Origin of the sequence: Enterococcus sp. AZ128 (assembly GCF_051714485.1) — a bacterium.
GTDB lineage: Bacteria > Bacillota > Bacilli > Lactobacillales > Enterococcaceae > Enterococcus_A.
On the sequence record NZ_JBIORZ010000002.1, the window covers coordinates 661,521 to 682,346 of the forward strand.

The 20,826-nt window shown below is 38.3% G+C and carries 19 protein-coding genes; 7 read left to right on the forward strand and 12 right to left on the reverse strand.

Going from position 1 to position 20,826, the window contains the following annotated elements; genetic code table 11:
• The first annotated feature begins 251 nt into the window (after positions 1–251).
• The 3 genes from IGI38_RS14925 (at position 252) to catA (ending at position 2,315) form a co-directional block, all read left to right on the forward strand.
• Entirely contained in the window at positions 252–635 is a 384-nt protein-coding gene (locus tag IGI38_RS14925; RefSeq protein ID WP_438732056.1) for a hypothetical protein, read from the forward strand.
• Between the two features lie 48 nt (positions 636–683).
• Positions 684–1,286 carry a DUF2922 family protein gene (locus IGI38_RS14930; RefSeq protein ID WP_438732057.1) on the forward strand — a complete coding sequence of 201 codons (603 nt, stop codon included), beginning with the start codon at positions 684–686 and terminating at the stop codon, positions 1,284–1,286.
• Positions 1,287–1,664: 378 nt separating this feature from the next.
• Positions 1,665–2,315 (forward strand): type A chloramphenicol O-acetyltransferase, encoded by a 651-nt coding sequence (catA, locus tag IGI38_RS14935; protein WP_438732059.1) that lies wholly within the window; start codon positions 1,665–1,667, stop codon positions 2,313–2,315.
• A gap of 122 nt (positions 2,316–2,437) precedes the next feature.
• Here catA and IGI38_RS14940 read toward each other — a convergent pair whose 3' ends face one another.
• From IGI38_RS14940 to IGI38_RS14965, 6 genes are all read right to left on the reverse strand, one after another.
• A complete protein-coding gene (locus IGI38_RS14940) occupies positions 2,438–3,070 on the reverse strand; it encodes a pentapeptide repeat-containing protein (RefSeq protein ID WP_438732061.1) in 633 nt (210 codons plus the stop codon).
• A gap of 227 nt (positions 3,071–3,297) precedes the next feature.
• On the reverse strand, positions 3,298–3,870 hold the full coding sequence (locus tag IGI38_RS14945; RefSeq protein WP_438732063.1) for a hypothetical protein: 573 nt from the start codon (positions 3,868–3,870) through the stop codon (positions 3,298–3,300).
• Between the two features lie 12 nt (positions 3,871–3,882).
• Positions 3,883–4,251: a DUF1694 domain-containing protein gene (locus tag IGI38_RS14950; RefSeq protein ID WP_438732065.1), complete on the reverse strand. Its 369-nt coding sequence runs from the start codon at positions 4,249–4,251 to the stop codon at positions 3,883–3,885.
• Between the two features lie 123 nt (positions 4,252–4,374).
• Positions 4,375–4,551 (reverse strand): hypothetical protein, encoded by a 177-nt coding sequence (locus IGI38_RS14955; RefSeq protein ID WP_438732067.1) that lies wholly within the window; start codon positions 4,549–4,551, stop codon positions 4,375–4,377.
• 5 nt (positions 4,552–4,556) lie between these two features.
• On the reverse strand, positions 4,557–5,381 hold the full coding sequence (locus IGI38_RS14960; RefSeq protein ID WP_438732069.1) for a glycosyltransferase family 8 protein: 825 nt from the start codon (positions 5,379–5,381) through the stop codon (positions 4,557–4,559).
• A gap of 16 nt (positions 5,382–5,397) precedes the next feature.
• Positions 5,398–5,691 (reverse strand): BRCT domain-containing protein, encoded by a 294-nt coding sequence (locus tag IGI38_RS14965; protein WP_438732070.1) that lies wholly within the window; start codon positions 5,689–5,691, stop codon positions 5,398–5,400.
• An 83-nt stretch (positions 5,692–5,774) separates the two neighbouring features.
• On the opposite strand from IGI38_RS14965, the gene IGI38_RS14970 reads away from it, so the two are divergent.
• Positions 5,775–6,587: a MerR family transcriptional regulator gene (locus IGI38_RS14970; protein ID WP_438732072.1), complete on the forward strand. Its 813-nt coding sequence runs from the start codon at positions 5,775–5,777 to the stop codon at positions 6,585–6,587.
• A 364-nt stretch (positions 6,588–6,951) separates the two neighbouring features.
• Here IGI38_RS14970 and IGI38_RS14975 read toward each other — a convergent pair whose 3' ends face one another.
• Positions 6,952–9,585: a bacterial Ig-like domain-containing protein gene (locus IGI38_RS14975; RefSeq protein WP_438732074.1), complete on the reverse strand. Its 2,634-nt coding sequence runs from the start codon at positions 9,583–9,585 to the stop codon at positions 6,952–6,954.
• A 239-nt stretch (positions 9,586–9,824) separates the two neighbouring features.
• Here IGI38_RS14975 and IGI38_RS14980 point away from each other — a divergent pair, with 239 nt between their 5' ends.
• Positions 9,825–10,424 (forward strand): TetR/AcrR family transcriptional regulator, encoded by a 600-nt coding sequence (locus IGI38_RS14980; RefSeq protein ID WP_438732076.1) that lies wholly within the window; start codon positions 9,825–9,827, stop codon positions 10,422–10,424.
• 271 nt (positions 10,425–10,695) lie between these two features.
• Here IGI38_RS14980 and IGI38_RS14985 read toward each other — a convergent pair whose 3' ends face one another.
• From IGI38_RS14985 to IGI38_RS14995, 3 genes are all read right to left on the reverse strand, one after another.
• Positions 10,696–11,547 carry a PRD domain-containing protein gene (locus IGI38_RS14985; protein ID WP_438732078.1) on the reverse strand — a complete coding sequence of 284 codons (852 nt, stop codon included), beginning with the start codon at positions 11,545–11,547 and terminating at the stop codon, positions 10,696–10,698.
• A gap of 23 nt (positions 11,548–11,570) precedes the next feature.
• The gene (locus tag IGI38_RS14990) at positions 11,571–12,974 is read right to left on the reverse strand and encodes a glycoside hydrolase family 1 protein (protein ID WP_438732080.1); all 1,404 of its coding nucleotides are present in this window, start codon (positions 12,972–12,974) and stop codon (positions 11,571–11,573) included.
• Between the two features lie 76 nt (positions 12,975–13,050).
• Positions 13,051–14,958 (reverse strand): beta-glucoside-specific PTS transporter subunit IIABC, encoded by a 1,908-nt coding sequence (locus IGI38_RS14995; RefSeq protein WP_438732082.1) that lies wholly within the window; start codon positions 14,956–14,958, stop codon positions 13,051–13,053.
• A gap of 296 nt (positions 14,959–15,254) precedes the next feature.
• Here IGI38_RS14995 and IGI38_RS15000 point away from each other — a divergent pair, with 296 nt between their 5' ends.
• Positions 15,255–16,475: an MFS transporter gene (locus tag IGI38_RS15000; protein WP_438732083.1), complete on the forward strand. Its 1,221-nt coding sequence runs from the start codon at positions 15,255–15,257 to the stop codon at positions 16,473–16,475.
• Positions 16,476–16,574: 99 nt separating this feature from the next.
• On the opposite strand, the gene arcA is transcribed toward IGI38_RS15000, so the two are convergent.
• Positions 16,575–17,798 (reverse strand): arginine deiminase, encoded by a 1,224-nt coding sequence (arcA, locus tag IGI38_RS15005; RefSeq protein ID WP_438732085.1) that lies wholly within the window; start codon positions 17,796–17,798, stop codon positions 16,575–16,577.
• Positions 17,799–18,224: 426 nt separating this feature from the next.
• Between arcA and IGI38_RS15010 the strand changes: the two genes are divergently transcribed.
• A complete protein-coding gene (locus tag IGI38_RS15010) occupies positions 18,225–18,512 on the forward strand; it encodes a type II toxin-antitoxin system RelB/DinJ family antitoxin (RefSeq protein WP_438732087.1) in 288 nt (95 codons plus the stop codon).
• Positions 18,513–18,570: 58 nt separating this feature from the next.
• Here IGI38_RS15010 and IGI38_RS15015 read toward each other — a convergent pair whose 3' ends face one another.
• Positions 18,571–19,938, reverse strand: a complete 1,368-nt coding sequence (locus tag IGI38_RS15015; protein ID WP_438732089.1) for an MATE family efflux transporter — start codon at positions 19,936–19,938, stop codon at positions 18,571–18,573.
• Positions 19,939–20,826 lie beyond the last annotated feature (888 nt).

The following is a 20,826-nucleotide window of genomic DNA, read 5'->3' on the forward strand; positions in this document are numbered from 1 at the left end:
ATATTACATTTTCCCCTCAAATTTGCTAGTTTTTTTAATGAGCAATTCAGCTACTCCTGAGTAATTAGGCTTCTTAAAAAAAGAACAATATAAAACCTGCAATTTTGCCTCCCTAAATGTAATTTTGACGAGTTTGCCATAGTTTGTGTTTGTGCTTTATCGTTAAGTCACCGGTCGGAAAGAATAATCGAAAGTGGAGCGGGTAGACGTCACCTCTCCCTTAACTATAAACCTATCTAGGAGGAAAAATGATGAATGAACAAATCCTGTCTCATCGGCAATTGTTCCATTTAAAATCAAAAACACTTGAACATCGTATAACAAACTACTATCACAAAACCCAAAACAGCAGTTTAACTATCAAATATATTTTAGCTCTACATGTCCGCCATCAGCTTGGGGATGAAGAATTTGCCTTTATTTTGAAGGATCTCGTCCGTGAGATATTCATGAATACCAAGGCGACCCGTACCATCAAACGATTTTTCTATTATTTTAAAGATTATTTCATGGCACCGGAATGGCGCACATTAAGTGCCAAAGTATTCCCGCTCCGCAGCTTTGGCGAAACAGCCAAATCAGTTCTCCGTTCATTGATTTCAATTGTCCGCCCAGAAGAAACTAACGAACCTTGAAAAGAATCAAAATTACACAAGGAAAAATTTTAGAAAGGAAATGAGAAAATGCAAAAAGATTTAGTCGCCACATTTAGCAACAGTCTAGGTAAAACCCATGACTGGACTTGTAAAGAGTTAAATCCTGACCTGCCAATACAAAAAATCAAAGAAGCCTGCGAACTACTGACCAACTTAGATATTTTCGAGCAAAACGGCGTAAAATTATTCGATTCTGTCATAACCGCAAAAATCATCACTACATATGAATCGGATATTTTTGATATAGAAAAAGCACCGAAAATCGAGGAGAGAAGAGCTCCACAAAAAACAGTAAATGAAGCAAAAAGCGAAGGTATTCTCAAAAAAGAGGAAGTGATAACCGCACCGAAAACAACAAGAAGTTATGACTATTTACATTCCGAATCAAAAAAAGCGATTGAAAAAAGTTTAGGAGATCCTGTGAGCACAGCGAGCCTGCAGCCCTCATTAAACATCCACACACCCAAAAGCGATAATCCGCTAATTACGATTAATGAAGCAAATTCTGCCACTGCGTCTTCCCAGCCGATCGATACACAGCCAGAACAAAAAAGCCCGAAAAAGGGCCTTCTCGGTTGGATTCGCCGAAGGAAAAATCGAAATAAAGACGACCCGGATATTCGTACATGATATCCAGAGTCGTCTAGTTAGATGTTGTTCTTTGATAATTGAATATAAAATCATACATACACTTCCATATTTTTTTAGAGAAATTCCTGTATTAAGAGAAAGAAAATGAATAATTTCCCTTTAGAATTGGATCTATTTCAACCTATAAAATAAACCATTTGCATCTTTGAGCCAAAAATATCTTTTACGAAAGTCGTCGACGGCGATCATATACAATTCTGTGGAATTACCAGAAACATTTAGAACTTTCTTACATCCTGTCTCCCCAATTCTTTGTTATGATAGAACTATCAAATACAAAGGAATGATTATCCATGAAGAAAACAGATGATTGTTCCTCCTAACAATAGAACATTTAATTATTAGGAGGAATGGATAATGACGTTCACAACGATTGATTTAGAAAAATGGGAACGGACCGAGGTTTACAATCATTTTTTGTCTCAGCAAACATCCTTTAGTCTCACCAAAGACATTGATATTACTGCTCTATACACTTATCTTAAGGAGAATGACTACTCTTTTTATGCGGGATTTATTTATCTAACAACGACTATCGCCAATCAAGACACGCATTTCCGAATGGGATTCGATAGTAGCGGGCAATTAGGTTATTGGGATCAATTGGTTCCAATGTATACCGTATTCGATAAAAGGACCCAGCAATTTTCCACATTATCGACTGAATACTCCAAGCGTTTCAAGACATTTGAACAAAACTATTCCGCGGACGTGGAGGCTTTTAGTAATACTGGCAAGTTATTTCCACAGCCAAATTTACCAGAGAATGTCCTTAGTATCTCCATGATTCCTTGGACTTCATTTACAGGATTCAACTTGAATATAAACAATGCTCAACCGTATCTTCTGCCAATCTTAACTGGCGGGAAATTTGTCTTTCGGGACAATAACATTTTCCTTCCCGTCTCCCTACAGGTCCATCATGCGGTGTGCGATGGTTTTCATGCTGCGCAATTTCTCAATCTATTTGAGGAGATGGCTTCGGAACCTCAGGTATATTTTGACTAAACAAATGTAGAGCCTATTACGTTGTGTGTAGTAGGCTTTTTTCCTGTAGAAATTAGAAAGACCACTCGAAGTGAGTGATCTTGAAGGTTTGTTTCTCGATAAGTTTTTCGTTTCATCAGAGGTTAATCTATTCTTATTTGCAGAAATTTTCTTGCTAGTAGAATGGCTTGATATTGGTTAAAGACACAATTTTTCAGATGCTCCTGCCTGATTTCGATATTTTCAAAGGCATTGCTGCTTAGATCGATATTTTTTAGATTTGTATCAAAAAAGCTGACCTCATTAAGATTACTGTTCGCAAAACGGGTCTTCGTCAACCCGCATTCTACAAAGTCGGAACCGCTCAAATTGACCGCTTCAAAGGCAGATTCCTTTATTTTAGAATCGGAAAAATTTGAATAGTCCATTTTAGATTGGCTGAATAACGTATTGCCGATATAGCTTTCTGTAAATTTTGTACCGGTAAACTTGCAGTTTATAAATTGAACACGATGAAGCATACTTTTTATCAACACATTGCCTGAGAAATCACAGTCTTCAAAAATGCAATCCGTTGCTTCGAAGCGTTGAAAGTCGTTTGCTGAAAAAACTGCTCCTCTAAAGATCGATTTATACAGGATCGGATGATCAATTGTTTGCGCTTCGATCACTTCTTTTTCAGAAATTATCGCTTCTAGTTCAAACGCCTCATTGTCATAAATTTGAAAGAATGAGCCTTTATTTAGTTGGGATTCAGTTAGTTTAGGATCAAGCATGTTATTTCCTCCATTCATGAACTCATCCTAACAAACCACAAAACGGCTTACATGAGTAAAAAATGAGAAGCATCAAGCTGCTTTTCAACAGCGATAGCACGGACATCTTTCGAAAAATGCTCAGAATCCTCCTCTCCAGCACAAAAAAACGATTTTCTTCATCAAAATTTTAGAATCTTTAAAACATAAAAAATACGGCACAATTCTCCTGTGCCGTATTTCTCCAATCATTCATCAAAAACAACGGTTAATACCCTTAAACTATAGGCAAGCAGATGGAAATTTTGAAATGTATCATTAACGATAGACTCTTCCAAAACAGTATAAAAAACTTCCTTCAAATCCTCTACATCTAAAACGTTTGTTTTAGTCTTCAGCTGCTTGAAAAAAAGATGCCACCGCGTACTGAGAACACTGAATACCTGCTTTTTTAATGAATGGAAATGATCCAGTTCAAAGTTGCTATTCAGCTGGAAAATAATTCTCCCTCGCTCCATCAGTTCCTTGAAGCGAGTCATTGCAATTAGACGATCCATACAATCGGTTAAATCTTCCTTCGATTTAACATAAGGGATTCGCTCCTTTAGCACATCCACAAAAGAGGTGTTCAACGAGTAAAGAAATTCCCTCTGATTGCTGTAGTATTGTCCGAATCTTTTTTTACTGACTTTCGCTCGCTTTAACAACGCATTCAACGTTAGATCGAAAGAGGATTTTTCAGCCATCACCTGCTTTATTCCCCGGAATAACTGATTGTCCAGAGTTCTTCTGGCAACCTTTTCTGTTAGTACAACTTTCATTGATCTCTCCATTTATCCTTCCGCTAGTGATTCTAAGATGAGGGCTATCTGGGAAGAATTTTCAAATTTTTTCTTTTTAGACAACCGATAGCCATCATTGACAATAATCGTAAAATCACTCTTTTCCTTCATTGCCAATTTCATTAATTTGGAAATATATTTCTGCCTAAGATTTCCGTTAATAACCAGCTTGCCTTTAGCTGTTCCAACGAGTTCTTTTACTCTTTTGATTGAAGCATGGATATTTTTATGAAAGTCCTTGAAGGTAATAAAATGCTTGATTTTTTTAGGACTGCTCCCCAACAGGATATCCGTCTCAACAACTGGTTTGCTTGCTAAATTTTGTCGCTGTAAAATATATTTTTGGATTTTATTTATCATATTCGATTCCTTTCCTTTTCTCCGATTCTTTGGGAAACTTCAATTCAAAATACGGTTCTATCAACGTTAATACTCCGACTCTTGTCTTTTGACAGTTATGAAAAGCATTTTTGAAATGTCGTTTCAGCAGGCCCAAATCATCCACATTTCTACGCCCATACCGATTAAAAAAATCGTACTTAACATGAACAAAAACAGCTTCTTCCTCCGGCTGCCAGCCGGAATTGCTGGTGAAGCAAAAATGAGATAGAAAATCAGATGCTTGGCCGCTGATAGGAAAAGTAATAGTAGTTTGGCCATCACAGTCACATCTGTTTCCGAGAATCAGCGAGCCGTTGATAATGCTTATAGAGTGCTGAAAAATACCCCACATAATCCTTGTTCCACGGCTTTTGCTTTCCGCAGAAATGCAGGATTACCGTGTTATTCATGACCCAATCCATGTCCCTTACTCCCTGACTAAAGAATAAATAATACTCAAATTTACGCGTGTCGTAGTTCCAAATACTATCATCCACAGGCAATATCCGATGACCATACAAACCATTTAGAACATCCTGATCAGGTAAGATCAATCCCTGTTTATTTCTTTCTATATAGGCGTAGATATCCGAGGGCTTCATTTCATTCCTCATTTGATCCAAATTCATCAATAAAACACCAGAATTGAAATAACCATTTGTCTCATAATTGTTCAGTCGTATTTTATTTACGTACTCAGAAATGCCGTTTTCCATATTGTGGGAAGCAGCCGCAAAAAGATAATTATCAAATTGAGTCTCATAAATGGATTGAATCGAATTAAGAATCAATGTATCGGGATCGATATACAGGATTCTTTGAACGGATTCTGGCAATAATTCAGCCGCCAACAATCGATAATACATGGCTTTTGAATAATACCTGACAGAAGGAGCATTCGAAAACACATCGCTGGGAACCTCGATCACTCGAAATTCTGAATGCCTGTGCTTGCATTTTTGCTGCAGCTGTTTTATTTCCTTATCGCTGACCCCTTCACAGAAGGCATAAATCGTAAATTTAACACCGGGATTAGTGATGAACAACGACTCGAGCATGGTATTAGCCGGTTGAACGTAGTTTCGATCAAAAGATATAAGTATATTCATCTCCATACATCCTTTCTCAGTTTTTTTGTAACAAATCCACTTTTGCCAGTAACTCCGATACCATCATTTCTAAAAATTCAGTTTCATCAATGACCTTGATTTTATGCTTTTTCGCCTGCAGAAGATTTACGTAAAGATAGGCCTCTGAGCGTTTCATCGCATTGTTTTTACTCTGATCTCCTTCAGATACAATTAAATAATCTGTCCTTTTCGAAACTTCTCCTTGCACGTTTCCGCCAATGCCGTATATGAGGGCCGCCATTTCTTTTATTGACAGGCACTTGGGAGAACCTAAAATCACAAAATTCATCTGTCCACTCCTTTGATTAAATGTTGATTTTCTTCCTGTGGTACTATTAACATAAAGTATCCTATTATAGGAGGGTCAAGCGAATGGATAGAAAAAATCTCTTATCAATCGGCGAAGTTTCGAAATTGTTCGATGTTCACATTAAATCATTGCGCTACTATGAAGAAATCGGTGTATTTAAGCCCCACTATGTTGATCCAAACAACCATTACCGCTATTACTCGTACCAACAATTAAGTGTCCTGGAAGCAATCAAGACCTGTATTGAATTAGACATTCCACTAAAGAAATTTGAGGCCTTTACAGAAAATGAAGGGACAGTCGTTAATTTCGCTGGTATCCTTGAGTACGGAAAAAAACGGGCTCTAGAGAAAATAAACATTATCAATGATAGTTTGTTGAGCATTGAGACGATCCAAACAGAAATTGAAAATAGCATGCGGCTTCCAACAAATGGTCAAGCCGTAATTACAGAGGTGCCGCGAAGTTACTATTTCATCAAACCTTTTGAAGAGACTTTTTCCTTAGATGATTATTACGAAGAATTCGTAGATTTGTTTCAAGAGGCAAAGAACTGGGGCTATAAAACAGGATATGATATGGGAAAACTTTATATTTTTCAGGCACAAGCCATTAAAAAATTTAACTTTATTCAAGTCATCGATCCTGCCAATTCAAAATATATTCTGACCATTCCGTCTGGCGAACGAATCGAGAAATGTGTCACTGATAGCAGGATCGACTATGCAGCTGACGAGTTTCCAGATCTCTTTTCAGATGATCGTACCAAAATCGTGCTGGAATCTGAACTGATCTCATCGACCTATAACACAGAACAGCCTCCCTTCAAACTTAGTTGCAGTAAAAATGTCCCGGAAACCATTGGGAGTCTCTAACAAGAGCCATTAACCGAATAGATTATTTCACACAAAAAGACTTCTCTTTCATAAAAAAGAGAAGCTTTTTTGTATATTTTCTATAGTTTTTTCTGAAATCCATCGCCCCACTAAACCACGCGATTCAACGTCACCATTTCAATCATGCCCTGTGCAAAGGCTTTTTGTAAAGGACTTTTCCGATCTTTACATTCCGCAGATAATCAATTTGACTTTGGATTATTTGGCTATCTAGAGCATAAAAATTTAAATTAATGCGGATGATTAGACCTAAAAAAAACTCTAGAGGATTGAATCCCCTAGAGCTGCTGAGTATTAAGTCGATCGTTTTAATATTATTAGTTTTTGATAACTATTAGTCAATCTACTGACGCTTTTGTTTAAACTTGTTAAATAAGAATGCACATAGAATCGCGACTAAACCTATCCCTGCAATGGTTAGCGAGCTATTGTGGCGGCTCCCTGTCAGTGGTAATTTTTTCTGCTGGTATACATTGCTGACTGAGAATGATCCACTGGTCCCATTCCCCGAACTGTTAATACCTTTATTATTATTTTTATCTACTATTGTATTGGTTTTTTCTTTCACTTCGATTGTTGCCGTGCTGGTAATAGCCTCATAGGTATAAGATACCTCATACTTCCCGACTTTTGTAGTGTCGACTTTCCCTGCCACTTTTATATCTTTAAATGAGACGTCCGCTCCGGTTTTATTTACTGCGCTCTCAAAATTGTCTTCGGCTTGCCAATTCTCTCCCTGATAGATTGTTGAATTCTTTACGGTTACATTCGATCGGTTTTCTTTTACTTCGACTGTCGCGATGCTGGATGCATCGTCATAGCTATAGGTTATTTTATATTTACCTGCTTTTTTGGTATCTACTGTACCGACTACTTTTATATCGTTGAAAGAAATCGATTTTCCAGAGTTGTCGCGAGCACTCTCAAAATTGTCCTCAGCCTGCCACTCATCCCCTTGATAAATTGTTGAATTCTTTACGTATATCTTTGCTTGATCCGGATTATCTTCCTTCACTTCTACCGTTGCGACACTTTCAACACCTTCATAGCTGTAAATTATTTTATACTTACCGATTTTTGTTGTATCTACGGTGCCTGTTGCTTCTATATCCTCAAAGGCAATCAGTTCTCCCGCCTTGTTCAGGGCACTTTCAAAATTGTCTTCGGCTCGCCACGTTTCTCCTTGGTAGATCGTTGAATCCTTAACTGTTATATGTGCTAAGTTCTCTTTTACTTCGATTGTCGCAATACTTTCTAGACCTTCGTAACTATAGACTATTTCATAGTTGCCCACTTTTTTAGTATCTACTGTACCAGTTACTTTTACATCTTCAAAAGAAATTGAAGCTCCGTTCTTGTCTACCGCACGTTCAAAATTATCTGCCGCCTGCCAAGCGTCTCCTTGATAGATTGTAGAATCTTTGACGGTTATACTTGTTTGATCCTCTTTTACTTCAACATAAGTAGCCGTGACCGCCCATGCCCATGCGGAATCACTCTGGTAGAAAAGAATCGGATAATAACCCGCCATACCAGTATCTACATCATGTTCAATTCTAAATTTCTCTAATGGGACAGAAAGCCCAAATTGATTTGTAATGGAAACAATATGGTCCTCAATCTTCCAGTCCTCACCAACAAAAATGGATTGATCTTCCGTTATAATTGAGCACTCCTCTTCCCAAACATACTCTCCAGCCATCGTCTCATCAAAATGAGCGGCCAGCTCACTTGAAGAATAAGAATCAATCGTATTTTTCTTTATCCATTTTCCTGTATACGGAGAATACGATGTCGGGCTTGCTAAACCAGTATCATCGGATAAGATCGTCTTAGGTCCTAACTTTAGTGAAGTTATTGGAACCGGAGCCCAACTAGAACCCCAAAAAAACATGCCGCTCATATTTGTCACTTTACTTGTGTCAAAGCTGGATATATCTAAGGTTTTCAAACTATCCGTTGATTGAAACATATAGCTCATGTTTGTCACATTACTTGTATCAAAATTCGACAGATTTAATGAAGTGAAACCTCTAGCAGCAAACATCCCTTGCATGTTGATTACCTTGGAGGTGTCAAAATGAGAGACATCAATTGACGAGATACTCGGTGTACTGAACATGTAACCCATGTCAGTTACGTTCATTGTATCAAAATTAGACACGTCTAAAGAAGTGAGCTTGTTTGTGTTTGAAAACATAGATGCCATATTCGTCACCTTACTCGTATCGAAGGTTGACACATCCAAAGATTCGACATTCATCATAGTACCAAACATATTTCCCATATCCGTCACTTTATCTGTTTTAAAGTTAGATAAATCTAACGCGGATATCTTACTTGAACTTCCAAATAAATTGCTCATATTTGTTACGTTAGATGTATCAAAATGTGATACATCTAATGTTTCTAAATTCCCCATAAAACCAAACATTCCGTTCATATCTGTTACGTTAGATGTATCCAGAAGCTCCATGCCTTCAATTTCAACAACTGAGGATAACCGATAAAACAACCCGCTGCTGCTCTCATTCGCCTGAACAGGTCCTTCAAAGATGATTTTTTTAATAACTTCATTGTACTCTCGCCAATAACTAAAAATATAAGAATGCCCAAGTTTTCCTGCCTGAATATGGAGTGTTCCTTCACTATCAATCTGCCATGGACATGAACCAAATGTTCCAGAGGCTAAATCGCTAGCACTTGCAGCAGATAATTGCAGCTGTTCTTCTGTTTCAGTCGTTTTCTCTAGTGATTCTGAATTTTCTTCAGTAGTTTCTCCTGTCGATACATCATCGTCAATACTGCTTAAAGACGGTTCCTCACTTGACATCGTGGTGAGTTCTTCAAGCGTATCATTGGATACAGCATTAGTATTGATTTCCGCTGCATATGTTCTTGTCGGTATGATTTGACAAGATAAAAAGATCATCGTTGTCAGTATGGTTGATGCTTTCTTTACCCATTCCTTTTTCATTCATCTTCTCCTTAAAATTTTTGACTGGAGGTCCTTATAAACGTAACCACCCACTTTACTTTTCATAATACAGGGGTCTTTGAAGATATCAATTTACATTTCCGGTAGATTTGTAAACAGTTTTTTATGATTTTAATAACAATCAATAATCACTTGAGTTATTTATTGAAAAAGGAAATTAGTCATCGTACTATCTTTAAGGGCCCATATTAAAAAGTTGTTTTAAGGAGCTGAATAACATGACTACTTCTGTGATTCCTATGATAATCATCGATTCCACCATTGAACTCTTGCAGACGAGGTCTCTTGATCTGATATCGATTACGGAAATTTCAAAGGCGGCTAACGTGAGCCGTGTCACCTTCTATAACTACTTCCAAAACAAAGAAGACATTATCGATGTATTGGTTGAAGACCTGCTGGTGACATTTGACAACATCCAAAAGAAAAATCTTCCATTTTTAGAGCTTGCCAATTTGACAAATTCTAGTGCGATAAAAGAAATCTTGTATCCTAACACATTAGAAATCATGCATTTCTTTTATGAGAATCAAGCTTACTTAGCATGTCTACTGTCCGATCATTGCGACATTGACTTTATGGACCTCCTTCATACTACCTACTACAATCATTTTTTAAATGCGCTACCCGAAATCTTTTCGACTAAATTTTGTGAAGATACGATTATCAGCTACGCTTCTTATATGACAACGGGCGTAAAATCCATCACCGAAGAATGGTTTATCTCCGATTTTGCTCAATCCCCAGAGACGATCTCTGATAGAGTCTTGTCTATGTTAGCCCCTTCTCTTATGGAGCTGTATACGAGAGATAGTTAATTAAGAGATTTAACTTTTCATAATAAAATCGTTCTACTGATTTGCTTTTTCTTTTTTTAGACCATCCGTGGGTTTCAAAACAAAAAAATGACCCAATCATCAATAATGATAATCGGGGCTCCTGAAGCTATCTAACAAAATAGGATTTTTTTAGTCATCGTTACTTTTCACATACCCATCTATAAAACAGAAAAAATGCCCAAAAAGACGCGTCACAAACTGAATTGCAAAGCGTCTAAAATAATTGATTTGATTGGTTAAAAAGTTATTTTTATACCTTTCGTTCTTGTTCCTCCACAATTCGATGGAGATGGACGAGTAAATATATTTTCTCCTGTTTTGTGATATTCAGGCCGTATTCCTTATCGATAAAAATTTCAAAGGCTCTAATAATAGCAACTTCTTTGGTCATTTTTATAGCTAGCGTTTGGTACAATTCTTCTTTATCCTCGTCAGGAAAGAGATTCCCTTCATAAACTCGTTCACTGAAATAGTTTAGATGAGTCAAAAAGCGGGAATAGGTGAAGGTATCACGATTTATTTTTCCAGCTACAATTCTTTGAACGATTTTTTCGAAATTATTCATCAACTTTGCGATACTCTGATCTCTTTGATGAGAAGAGGATTCCAGCTTGGCATTGACGAAATGAAGTCCAATAGCTGTTGCTTCGCTATCTGGCAGCTGTATTTGAAGTTCTTTATTAATGAGCTCCACTGCATATTTTCCAATAAGATATTCATTTTTATGGTAGAGCATCACATCGGGATAATTGAAATTTTCACCAACATTTCCAGCTTTAAGACGCTTAGTAACAAATGAAATATGATCAGATAAGGACAAATAGAGGTAGTCTTTCACCTCTATTTGATAGCTACTAGCAGCATAATCGATAATCTGTTTTACCAAATTTATATAGGTATCATCTAGGGTACTAGCTAATTGAACGAAATTCGTTAGCATTTTATTATCCGTTAAAATGAATACCTTTTCGATCTCCTCCTCATAAACCTCATGACCGATCGCTTTGTTAAAACCAATACCCTTTCCCATCAAAATACATTCGGTACCTGCTTCATCTAAGGCTAAAACGAGAGAATTATTCATCACTTTTAGCACCTGCATTGACTCACCGCCTTATCTTTTCTCTAATCTGTCAGCCCGTGATTTTGAATCACTTTTTGATACCAATAAAAACTGTCTTTAGGTATTCGTCTTAAATCCTTTAAATCGTGATCTGCTCTATTTACATAAACAAATCCATAGCGTTTTTTAAATCCTTGATGAGAACTTAATATATCCATCACTGACCAAGGACAATACCCGAATAATTCGACACCATCTTGAATGGCATCATAACAGGCTGCGATGTGGTCGCGAATATAATCAATCCGATATTGATCATGAATTTTTCCATCTTCAGTCAACACATCCGCTGTTCCTAATCCATTTTCAGTAATAATCAACGGCAATCGGAATTGACGATAATATTCATTTAGGACCAATCGTAATCCCATTGGATCAATCTGTGCACCATATTCTGTGGCGATTAAATGTTGGTTCTTTTCAACTCGGAAGTACCCATAAAGATCAAAGTCAACATCTTTTTCGCGTGTTCCTAATGGATGCTTCTCATCCACTGGGAGGTAACTAGCCACTAGTGTTCGATAGTAATTCAGTGCAATAAAATCTGGTTTTGCCGTAGTAAGAATGTCTTTATCCTCTGGTAGTGTAACTGGTGAAATATCAGCCTTTTCTAAATAGGTTTGATAATAGCCAGGATATTGTCCAAAACAATACATTTCCAACGCATAATTTGTTTTGAAATTGTCATTCATTTTCGCTGCCCAAACATCCATGGGCTTATTGGAAGCAGGATAGGTCATCGTTGATGAGACTGCGGGTCCGATGCTGCTACCCGGAATCATTTCGTGGCAATCATTCGTCGCATGCGCATGCGCAACAAACATATGATAATCCATTTGCGCCCGCACCCGTTCTCGGTCTTCCGGTTTCACGTCGTACATATTCATTCGTTCATCCACGCGAACCATCAAGTTTTGTTCATTATTCACTTGCCAGTGCTTCACTCGATCACCAAACGCTTTGTAGCATACTTGGGCGTATCTTCTAAATGCGTCCACACAAGCCCGTGCTTCCCATCCATTATACTTCACAGCCAGTGCGTACGGTAAATCAAAATGATACAAGGTCACAAAAGGAATAATTTCATTTTCAATCAAGCAATCGATTACTTTATTATAGAAGGTAATTCCTTGCTTGTTCACCTCACCGTTTCCATCGGGGATAATTCGTGTCCATGAAAGAGAGAAGCGATACGTTTTCAATCCTAATTCTTTCATCAGTTTAATATCTTCTTCATAATGGTGATAAAAATCACTCGCTACTTTTGTATCCGCCTGTTGAACAGAGCGGGTAAATGAATTATGGTCTGCAACGGACTCTCCTTTACCATCTTCATTCCAAGCTCCTTCTATCTGAAAGGCAGAAGAAGAGGCCCCCCACCAAAAGTTTTCATCGAATTTTTTCATACATTTTAGCTCCTTCATACTTTGTTAAATTAGTTAATCGTTCATAGAATAGCGCTCATCTATCTCTAATAGTCAGTTAAACCGCAGTATTCGTCAGTAAAAACAATAAATTGCTGTTTGTTTCAATATGATTGTCTTTGGTTGAACCAATCGCTACATAGTTATTCGAATTCGTAATAATTACTGATGTCGTTAAGTCGTATCCTGCAGCTTCAATCCCTTGCATGTCGAAGGAAACGATTCGCTGTCCCTTGGTCAAATGCTCCCCAACACTCGCATGCTTTTCAAAAAACTTCCCGTCTAAATTCACTGTGTCAATTCCAATATGAATCAACATCTCAACCCCATTATCTAACGTTAAGCCGATGGCATGCATGGTAGGATAAAGCACACTAACTGTTGCATCCATTGGCGTTACGATCTCACCTTTACTTGGATACACGGCGATTCCTTTGCCCATCGCCCCAGAAGCAAAGACTTCATCTGGAACTTCTGCTAATGAAATCGTCCGACCTTCTACCGGTGAATCTACGACTAAATCACTGTCTTCAACTACTAGATCATCGTTAATTGCTTCCTTCACTACATCCGTCAGTGTTTCATGAACTTTTTTTGCACTTTCTTCTGGAAGGTCATTAAATCCTAGCACAACCGTCATGATACAAGCGCCGCCAAACGCAATTAAACATCCTAACAAGTAGCAAACAAAAGCCTTTGTACCTGCCTCCGCGTATACTGGGATCGTTAATACCCCTTGGTTAGCAAAGGCATTCCCATACGAACCGCCCCAGCCCATCAAGGCTCCGCCTAGCGCCCCGCTGATCACAGCATAAATCATTGGCTTTTTCAGACGTAGATTGGCTCCATAAATTGCAGGCTCAGTAATCCCGAACAACGCAGTTACCGTAGCTGAGGCAGCGACCGTTTTCAGATTTTTATTTTTTGTTTTCAAGAATACGCCTAAGGCTGCTCCAGCCTGAGAGAAATTGGCAGCACCAGCAAAGGCTAGTAAATTTTGACGACCCGTTTTAGCAACATCGTTGATCCCGATTGGAATAATCGCCCGATGCGCACCAAAGATAACCAACACACACCAGATCCCCCCAATGAAGGCCCCCAATAGAATTGGGCTCAACCCCATAATGTAGTAATAGGCCCAGTTCACCACATTACCAAAGTAAATACCGATTGGACCAAAAACCATTAAAGTTGCTGGTACCATAACCAATAACGACAATGTCGGAACCATGATAACCTTTAATACTTCCGGCATGATTTTTTTAACGAAACCTTCTACGTAAGCTAAAACAAAAACAGCAATAATAATCGGCACAACTGATGATACATAGTTTGCTTGTGTAACCCCAATACCAAATAAGGTTACTGGATTCTCGCCTGTCATTAAATCAACAATTGCCGGATAGCAGAGTGTTGCACCCAAAATCATAGCGATATAATCATTGGTTTTAAAAACTTTAGCTGCTGAACGAGCTAAAATAATCGGCATAAAATAAAAGAGTGCGTCAGAAGCTGCATTCAAAATGATGTAGGTGTTGTATGTCTTAATGTCAACACCATACATATTCAATCCAATCAATGCTGCAACCGCTAAAATTCCTTTTAACATACCTGATGCTGCAATTGCTGGAACCGTCGGTGTAAAAATGGCAGCCACTGTATTTAAAATTTTCGTCCCAAGTCCAACTTTTTCACCATCATCAGGACCAGTTTCCTCTAATTCACCCACCATCGGCATAAGCTCATCATAGATTTTTTCAACTTTATTCCCTAAGACGACTTGAAACTGTCCGCTTGCTTCAACGACTTGGATGACACCTTCCAAATTTGAAATGACTTCTTTATTTGCTTTGCTTTTGTCCTTTAGCACAAAGCGCAAACGAGTAAAACAATGGGTCAAGCTTGAAATATTCTCTTTCCCACCAACCTCTTCTAAAATTCGTTGTGCCACAGCGTGGTTATCCATTTTTTAATCCTCCAAAAATTTATTTTGTGTGATCTTCGATTTTCCTTGGCCAAGGGTTCGCGTTTTTCGACAAAAAAAGATCAAATATACATAAATAACACCATGATCCATGGATGTCATTTACGTACACTTGATCTCGCCTGCATTACCAGTAACGCGTCAAACGAACGCGGTTATTAAATTTACAACCACACTATAGCATGCGATTTTTTCAAATGCAAGCGAATTCACGAATAAAAAATTTATTTGCATTTTTTTCTCGTTTTACGTTATGCTTGTCCTTGAATTTTTAAATCATGAAAGGTGTGTTTATCATAAAAAAACAAGAACAAAAATTATTGTTAATTATAGTCGCGTTATTTTGGTTTGCCCAATATGTTTATATTCCTTACCAGACGCCTTACTTAGCAACAATCAATGTATCTGCGAATTTCATCGGGATTATCGTGGGCTCTTATGGCATCTCTCAGTTGGCACTACGCCTGCCTGTAGGTATCTTGGCAGATTTGCGACCGAACCACCGCTTGTTTATTTCGCTAGGCACGTTGTGTGCTGGGATTGCATCTTTATTTCGCTACTTCTTTCAAAGTGGTACTGGTTTTCTATTAGGCAATATTTTCTCAGGGTTTGCTAGTGCAACATGGATTTCTTTCATGGTTTATTACCTCAGTCTTCATGATAACCAGATGCAAACAGCCGCTACAAGCAGAATTATTATGACAAATAATATTGGTATGCTGATTGGATTTATTACGAGCAGCCTATTATACAATCACATTGGTATGGCGAATATTTGTTTATTAAGTGTTTTAGGAGGATTCTTTGGTTTTGTTATTTCATTAAAATTAAAAAAAACAAAATCTAATGTAGAAATATCTGTTAATGTAAAAGAGCTACTAGCTGTTGGTAAGCAGCCAAAATTAATTCTATTCTCTTTTTTAGCACTTATTCAACAAGGAATCCAAATGTCCACAACAATGTCCTTTACAAACCAATTAATCAAAGAACAGGGCGCGACTGATTTTCAGGTTGGACTATCCTCGATTACTTATATGTTATCAGCGGTTATCTTTTCTCGAATTGGTTCGGGTATCTCTTTGAATGCTCAGCGAAGAAAATGGCTGACATTCACATCATTTGGACTGCTATCACTTTATTGCTTTACTGTTCCATTGGCGAATGCCCTGCCGCTTTTTTATCTTTTACAAATCATTCCCGGTGTTGGCACGGGAATCCTATTTTCACTACTCACTTCTGAAGCCATGGAAGGCATTGAACTAAATAAAAAATCAAGCGCAATGGGCTTCTTTCAGGCAATCTACGCAATCGGTATGACGCTTTTCCCTGTCATAGTCGGCGCGATCAATAATGCAATGAATTTGAAAGCTGCCTACTGGATATTAGCAATCTCTTCGCTTGTCGGAGGGGGAATTGTCCTTATTTATTACACTGTCCAAAAGCAGAAAGAAATGAAGAGTAGAAAGAAAACTCTCTCTAAAACGACCCTCAAAAGTTAGCTCTAGGTTAACTTTTGAGGGTAACAAAATTACTTCCATAGAGGTCTTATTTATCTCGTATTTACTGAGTTAAATCACAACCTATCACATCGAAACACCTTACCCATCCGCCCTAACAAACGGCATGCTCATACATCGAGGGCCACCGCGTCCGCGAACGAGCTCGCTTCCTGGTATCGTATTTATTTTGACGCCTGCTTCTGTTAATTTTTTATTCGTGATCGTGTTGCGGTCGTAAACGATCACTTCGCCTGGCGCGATCGCCAAAGTGTTCGCACCATCATTCCACTGTTCTCTTGCAGCAGCGGTGATATCATTTCCTCCGCAGCGAATCAGTTCCACAGCAGGAATATCCAAATAGCGACACAGAATAATCTCCAATGTATCCGTTTCTTCAATGATTCTCACTTCACCATCTGAGTTAGAAAGTGAATAGACTACTAGAGCTCCTTCGATCTGCGGATGAATCGTAAACTTGTCGTAATCCACCATTGTAAAGACAGTATCCAAGTGCATGAATTTTCGTTCCTCGCCGATGTTGAAGGCCAGTACATGCTCGAAGCACGGCTCCTCTTCAAAAATGCGGGCAGCCAATTTTTCAATGGATGCCATGTCCGTTCTTTGCGAGATTCCAACAGCTAATAAGTTATTTGAAAGAACTAACACATCGCCCCCTTCTAGCCGCGTACTGTCCTCACGGGTATAAAGTTGATTGACAGGCTGCTCGGCGAACATTGGGTGATGTTCGAAGATATACTTCCCATACAAGGTCTCTCTGCGACGGGTTTCAGCATACATCTTGTTCAGCGAGACGCTATTTCCGATCGTCGTAAATGGATCGCGAGTAAAGTACAAATTCGGCATCGGATCAATATAAAAGGGAGAGGCACCGTCCATTATGTCGGACCGTTGATCATTCATTCCCATCGATAGCTGATTCTTTCTTAAACCTGCCATCGTTTGGTCAATAAATGCGCGATTGTCTTTGATCGTTGAAAAATAGTCCGCAATTTCTTGTTGGATAGAACCATTCTTGATTGCGGCTTCAGCTAAATATTCCTGTAAAAACGCCTGCTTGATGTCATCGCTCGTCAATGACTCCGCCGCCAAATCCTCTAAATAAATAACCTCGATGCCCTTTGATCGCAACGTCTTCGCAAATAAATCGTGCTCCCTTCTGGCTTGTTCAAGAAATGGGATGTCGTCAAACAATAACTGTTCCAAGTAATCGGGCATCAAGTTTTCCAACTCAAGTCCAGGTCGATGGAGAAGCACTTGTTTCAATGGTTCGATTTCCGAAAAAACATGGATTGGTTTCTTCATAAACGCTTACCTCCTTACTCGTTTCAAAGTAGTCCTTTTTTCCAAAAGAAAAAAGGACGTCTATTCGAATGCTGTATATCAATCAACTATTATCGAGCTAGTTCGTTAGTCAAAAAAGAATGCCTAATGAAAGTATAGAAGAGAATCACTTATAATCCAAGTTCCTTGCTGTTTCAAACAAAAGAGCCTCGAAAGCCCCCCATTACAACTGATTTAATTTTCAATCCGTAAAAATGATTCTAGTCGATCTAGATAATAATAAGAAGATTTTTTGATTCAGAATACCACTCAGAGTCCTTATGTTATCTTAATGTATTAATCTACAGTTCTTGAAACAAGATTCACTTTATTCCTCGCAAATCTTTCAGCAAAAATAATACATGGTCATTCTGAAAGGAGTACAATAGGAGTGTGAGGTGATAACAAATGGAAGTGAAAGGTAAAAAAAAGAGTATCCAAGTTAACATTGACAAAGAGTTGTCGCAAAATGTTGATTCTGTTTTAGATTCTTTAGGGGTGAATCCGACAGTTCTCATCACAGCGTTGTACAAGAAAATAGCCGAAAAGGGGGACATTCCTTTTTCCTTGGGACTGACTGAGACTGACCGAGAAAAAGCAATAAACAGACTTGCTAAAGCAGCAAAAAAGGTTCCTACTAAACAACTGAGCACTATGGATGAAGTTAACAAATGGTTGAACGAAGAGGATAAATAATTGGCCCAGTCATCACATTCGATGACCGGGCTTAAACGTGTTGTATACTCTGCAAGGTTTATTCTACTTTTGAATACCTATCCCCCTCTATTTTCTGTCGACTCAGCTGCTTCCCTTCCTGCTCTTTCTTCCAGTAGCGAATCAGATAAATCGCTAATAGCACCATCCAAGAAAACCCTTCTGAGAGTGCGATGATCTTGCTTGCGAATAGGTGAACGAAAAGATACGACGCCGCGATCCTGACGATTAAGGAAGTTACACCTGCGACACTTGAAAAGACCATATCTCCACAGCCTTCTACATAGCCTCTAATTACCATTGAAAACCCATAAATGAGGTAGAAAGGTGCTAATGTTCGGAAGAATGTTTTCCCAATCGCGACAGATTCGGAGGAAAGTCCGAATAGCGCTAACAGATTTTCCCCAAAGAAAAAGATAAAAAACGAGATGCAAAGAGAGATTGCAGCAATCATTACTAGACCGATTTTTAACGTCTTTTTGGCCCTTTCTTGGTTTTCAGCGCCGATATTTTGAGCCACTACAGTCGCCACACCGGAACCGAAATTCACGATCGGTAAAAAAATGACGGAGTCGACCCTATAAGCCGTCGTGATCGCCGCAATGGTTTGTTCGCCAAAACCATTCATAAATTTTTGAAGGATGATATTCCCGATTGAACTGATACTGGCCTGAATTGTCGGCGGTACACCAAACTTTGCCCCGTTTTGCATCGTCACTTTCGCAAATATTTTTTTGTCTATTCTATATTTCAAATAGGGATAGATTCTTTCGGTATAAAATATAATATAAAGCGTCATCGCGATTTGCGAAATGACCGTAGCTACAGCAGCACCCGCCGCTCCTTGTCGAAGAACCGCGACAAAAATAATATCTAGTATCACATTAGCAATCGAGGAGATAATGATCGAGACAAACGGCGCCTTGCTGTCTCCAGCCCCTCTTAGTACCCCCGTGTAAACATTATAGATCGCCAAAAAAGGAACCCCGATCAGCATAATTTTCAAATACTGACTGGCTATCACCATCAATCGCTCAGGCGTATCCAGAATTTCGACAATCCGAGGTGTAAAGACAATCCCCAATAGTGAAATGACTAAGAAAAAGCCGCCTAATAGGACCATAAACGAAAACAACGTTTCCCGCATTTTCCAAAATGCTCGTTTCCCATGGTTTTGCGCGGATAAAACAGATAAACCTGATGTAAAGCCGATAATCGCTGTGATACACAAGTTATAAATCGCGGTCGTAGCCCCTATGGATGCTAACGGCAGCTCGCCTTCCACATTTCCCACAATAAAGGCATCAACCCAATTAAACAATTGCTGAAACACCCCGCTAAGAACCAACGGTATGGTAAACACTAATAATACCTTTACGATACTTCCCTGCGTCATATCCTTTCCCATAAAAAAACCTCCTTCAGAAACCTTAGCTAAAAAAAAGGCGTCTAGAGTTACGCATATGCAGGAAGATCCTCCGTACATAAGGGGTAACGTCTAAACGCCTTGTTCATTGATCAAATTAAAATCTATTCTTTTTTATTAAATTATCAGATCAAAAATGGAAAGTCAATGGGCGGTCAGGCTATCATGAAAATGATTGTTCTATAATCGTCTGCAATTTTATTGAGTAACAAAATCAAATAAAAAAATTACGTGCCTTGATTGTTTCAGCTGATTAAAAGCAACACTCTTGATCCAACAATCGAAAACGTCGTACCCATCTCACCCTTTTTATCGGAAAAGGATCTATTAACAATTAACTAAAATTTTTGACGATTCATTCGTAAATTGAAAATAGAAGACTGGTCGCGCAACTATATGAATTGCTCCATCCGGAATGATTTGTTGGGGATAGTATCCTTATTAATAAAAAAGATATTTATGAACGCTAAGTGATGTCTTAAACAGCGTACAGTGAATTAGCGAGTTCTCATGCATTGGTTTTGAACAATGTTAAGAAAAGCTTCTTTGTAGTAGCTACCACTACCGGGCCAATTTGCTAAAGAAAACAAAAAGTTTCACTCATCCTGCATCTAGGAACCACCAAGGAAGATAAAAAAATTTAGTGATGTATTTGAATTACTGATTAGCACCATCACTAATAAAAATCTGAATATTTTATCTCAGCAAAAATAACTTGATAGTTTTTTCCAATCTCTAATTGATAGGATCTAACTTTAAGCTTTTGTGTATTCTTCTATGCAAATTTTAAAAATCTAGGCAGCAAAATAGCCAAATCATTATTTAGAATGATTTGGCTTCATCAGGCGTTCTTAACTATCCACTTCTAGC

Coding starts and splice junctions, on each gene's coding strand:
- IGI38_RS14925 (WP_438732056.1), top strand. CDS start 252: ATGAATGAACAAATCCTGTCTCATCGGCAATTGTTCCATTTAAAATCA.
- IGI38_RS14930 (WP_438732057.1), top strand. CDS start 684: ATGCAAAAAGATTTAGTCGCCACATTTAGCAACAGTCTAGGTAAAACC.
- catA (WP_438732059.1), top strand. CDS start 1,665: ATGACGTTCACAACGATTGATTTAGAAAAATGGGAACGGACCGAGGTT.
- IGI38_RS14940 (WP_438732061.1), bottom strand. CDS start 3,070: ATGCTTGATCCTAAACTAACTGAATCCCAACTAAATAAAGGCTCATTC.
- IGI38_RS14945 (WP_438732063.1), bottom strand. CDS start 3,870: ATGAAAGTTGTACTAACAGAAAAGGTTGCCAGAAGAACTCTGGACAAT.
- IGI38_RS14950 (WP_438732065.1), bottom strand. CDS start 4,251: ATGATAAATAAAATCCAAAAATATATTTTACAGCGACAAAATTTAGCA.
- IGI38_RS14955 (WP_438732067.1), bottom strand. CDS start 4,551: ATGGCCAAACTACTATTACTTTTCCTATCAGCGGCCAAGCATCTGATT.
- IGI38_RS14960 (WP_438732069.1), bottom strand. CDS start 5,381: ATGAATATACTTATATCTTTTGATCGAAACTACGTTCAACCGGCTAAT.
- IGI38_RS14965 (WP_438732070.1), bottom strand. CDS start 5,691: ATGAATTTTGTGATTTTAGGTTCTCCCAAGTGCCTGTCAATAAAAGAA.
- IGI38_RS14970 (WP_438732072.1), top strand. CDS start 5,775: ATGGATAGAAAAAATCTCTTATCAATCGGCGAAGTTTCGAAATTGTTC.
- IGI38_RS14975 (WP_438732074.1), bottom strand. CDS start 9,585: ATGAAAAAGGAATGGGTAAAGAAAGCATCAACCATACTGACAACGATG.
- IGI38_RS14980 (WP_438732076.1), top strand. CDS start 9,825: ATGACTACTTCTGTGATTCCTATGATAATCATCGATTCCACCATTGAA.
- IGI38_RS14985 (WP_438732078.1), bottom strand. CDS start 11,547: ATGCAGGTGCTAAAAGTGATGAATAATTCTCTCGTTTTAGCCTTAGAT.
- IGI38_RS14990 (WP_438732080.1), bottom strand. CDS start 12,974: ATGAAAAAATTCGATGAAAACTTTTGGTGGGGGGCCTCTTCTTCTGCC.
- IGI38_RS14995 (WP_438732082.1), bottom strand. CDS start 14,958: ATGGATAACCACGCTGTGGCACAACGAATTTTAGAAGAGGTTGGTGGG.
- IGI38_RS15000 (WP_438732083.1), top strand. CDS start 15,255: ATGAAAGGTGTGTTTATCATAAAAAAACAAGAACAAAAATTATTGTTA.
- arcA (WP_438732085.1), bottom strand. CDS start 17,798: ATGAAGAAACCAATCCATGTTTTTTCGGAAATCGAACCATTGAAACAA.
- IGI38_RS15010 (WP_438732087.1), top strand. CDS start 18,225: ATGGAAGTGAAAGGTAAAAAAAAGAGTATCCAAGTTAACATTGACAAA.
- IGI38_RS15015 (WP_438732089.1), bottom strand. CDS start 19,938: ATGGGAAAGGATATGACGCAGGGAAGTATCGTAAAGGTATTATTAGTG.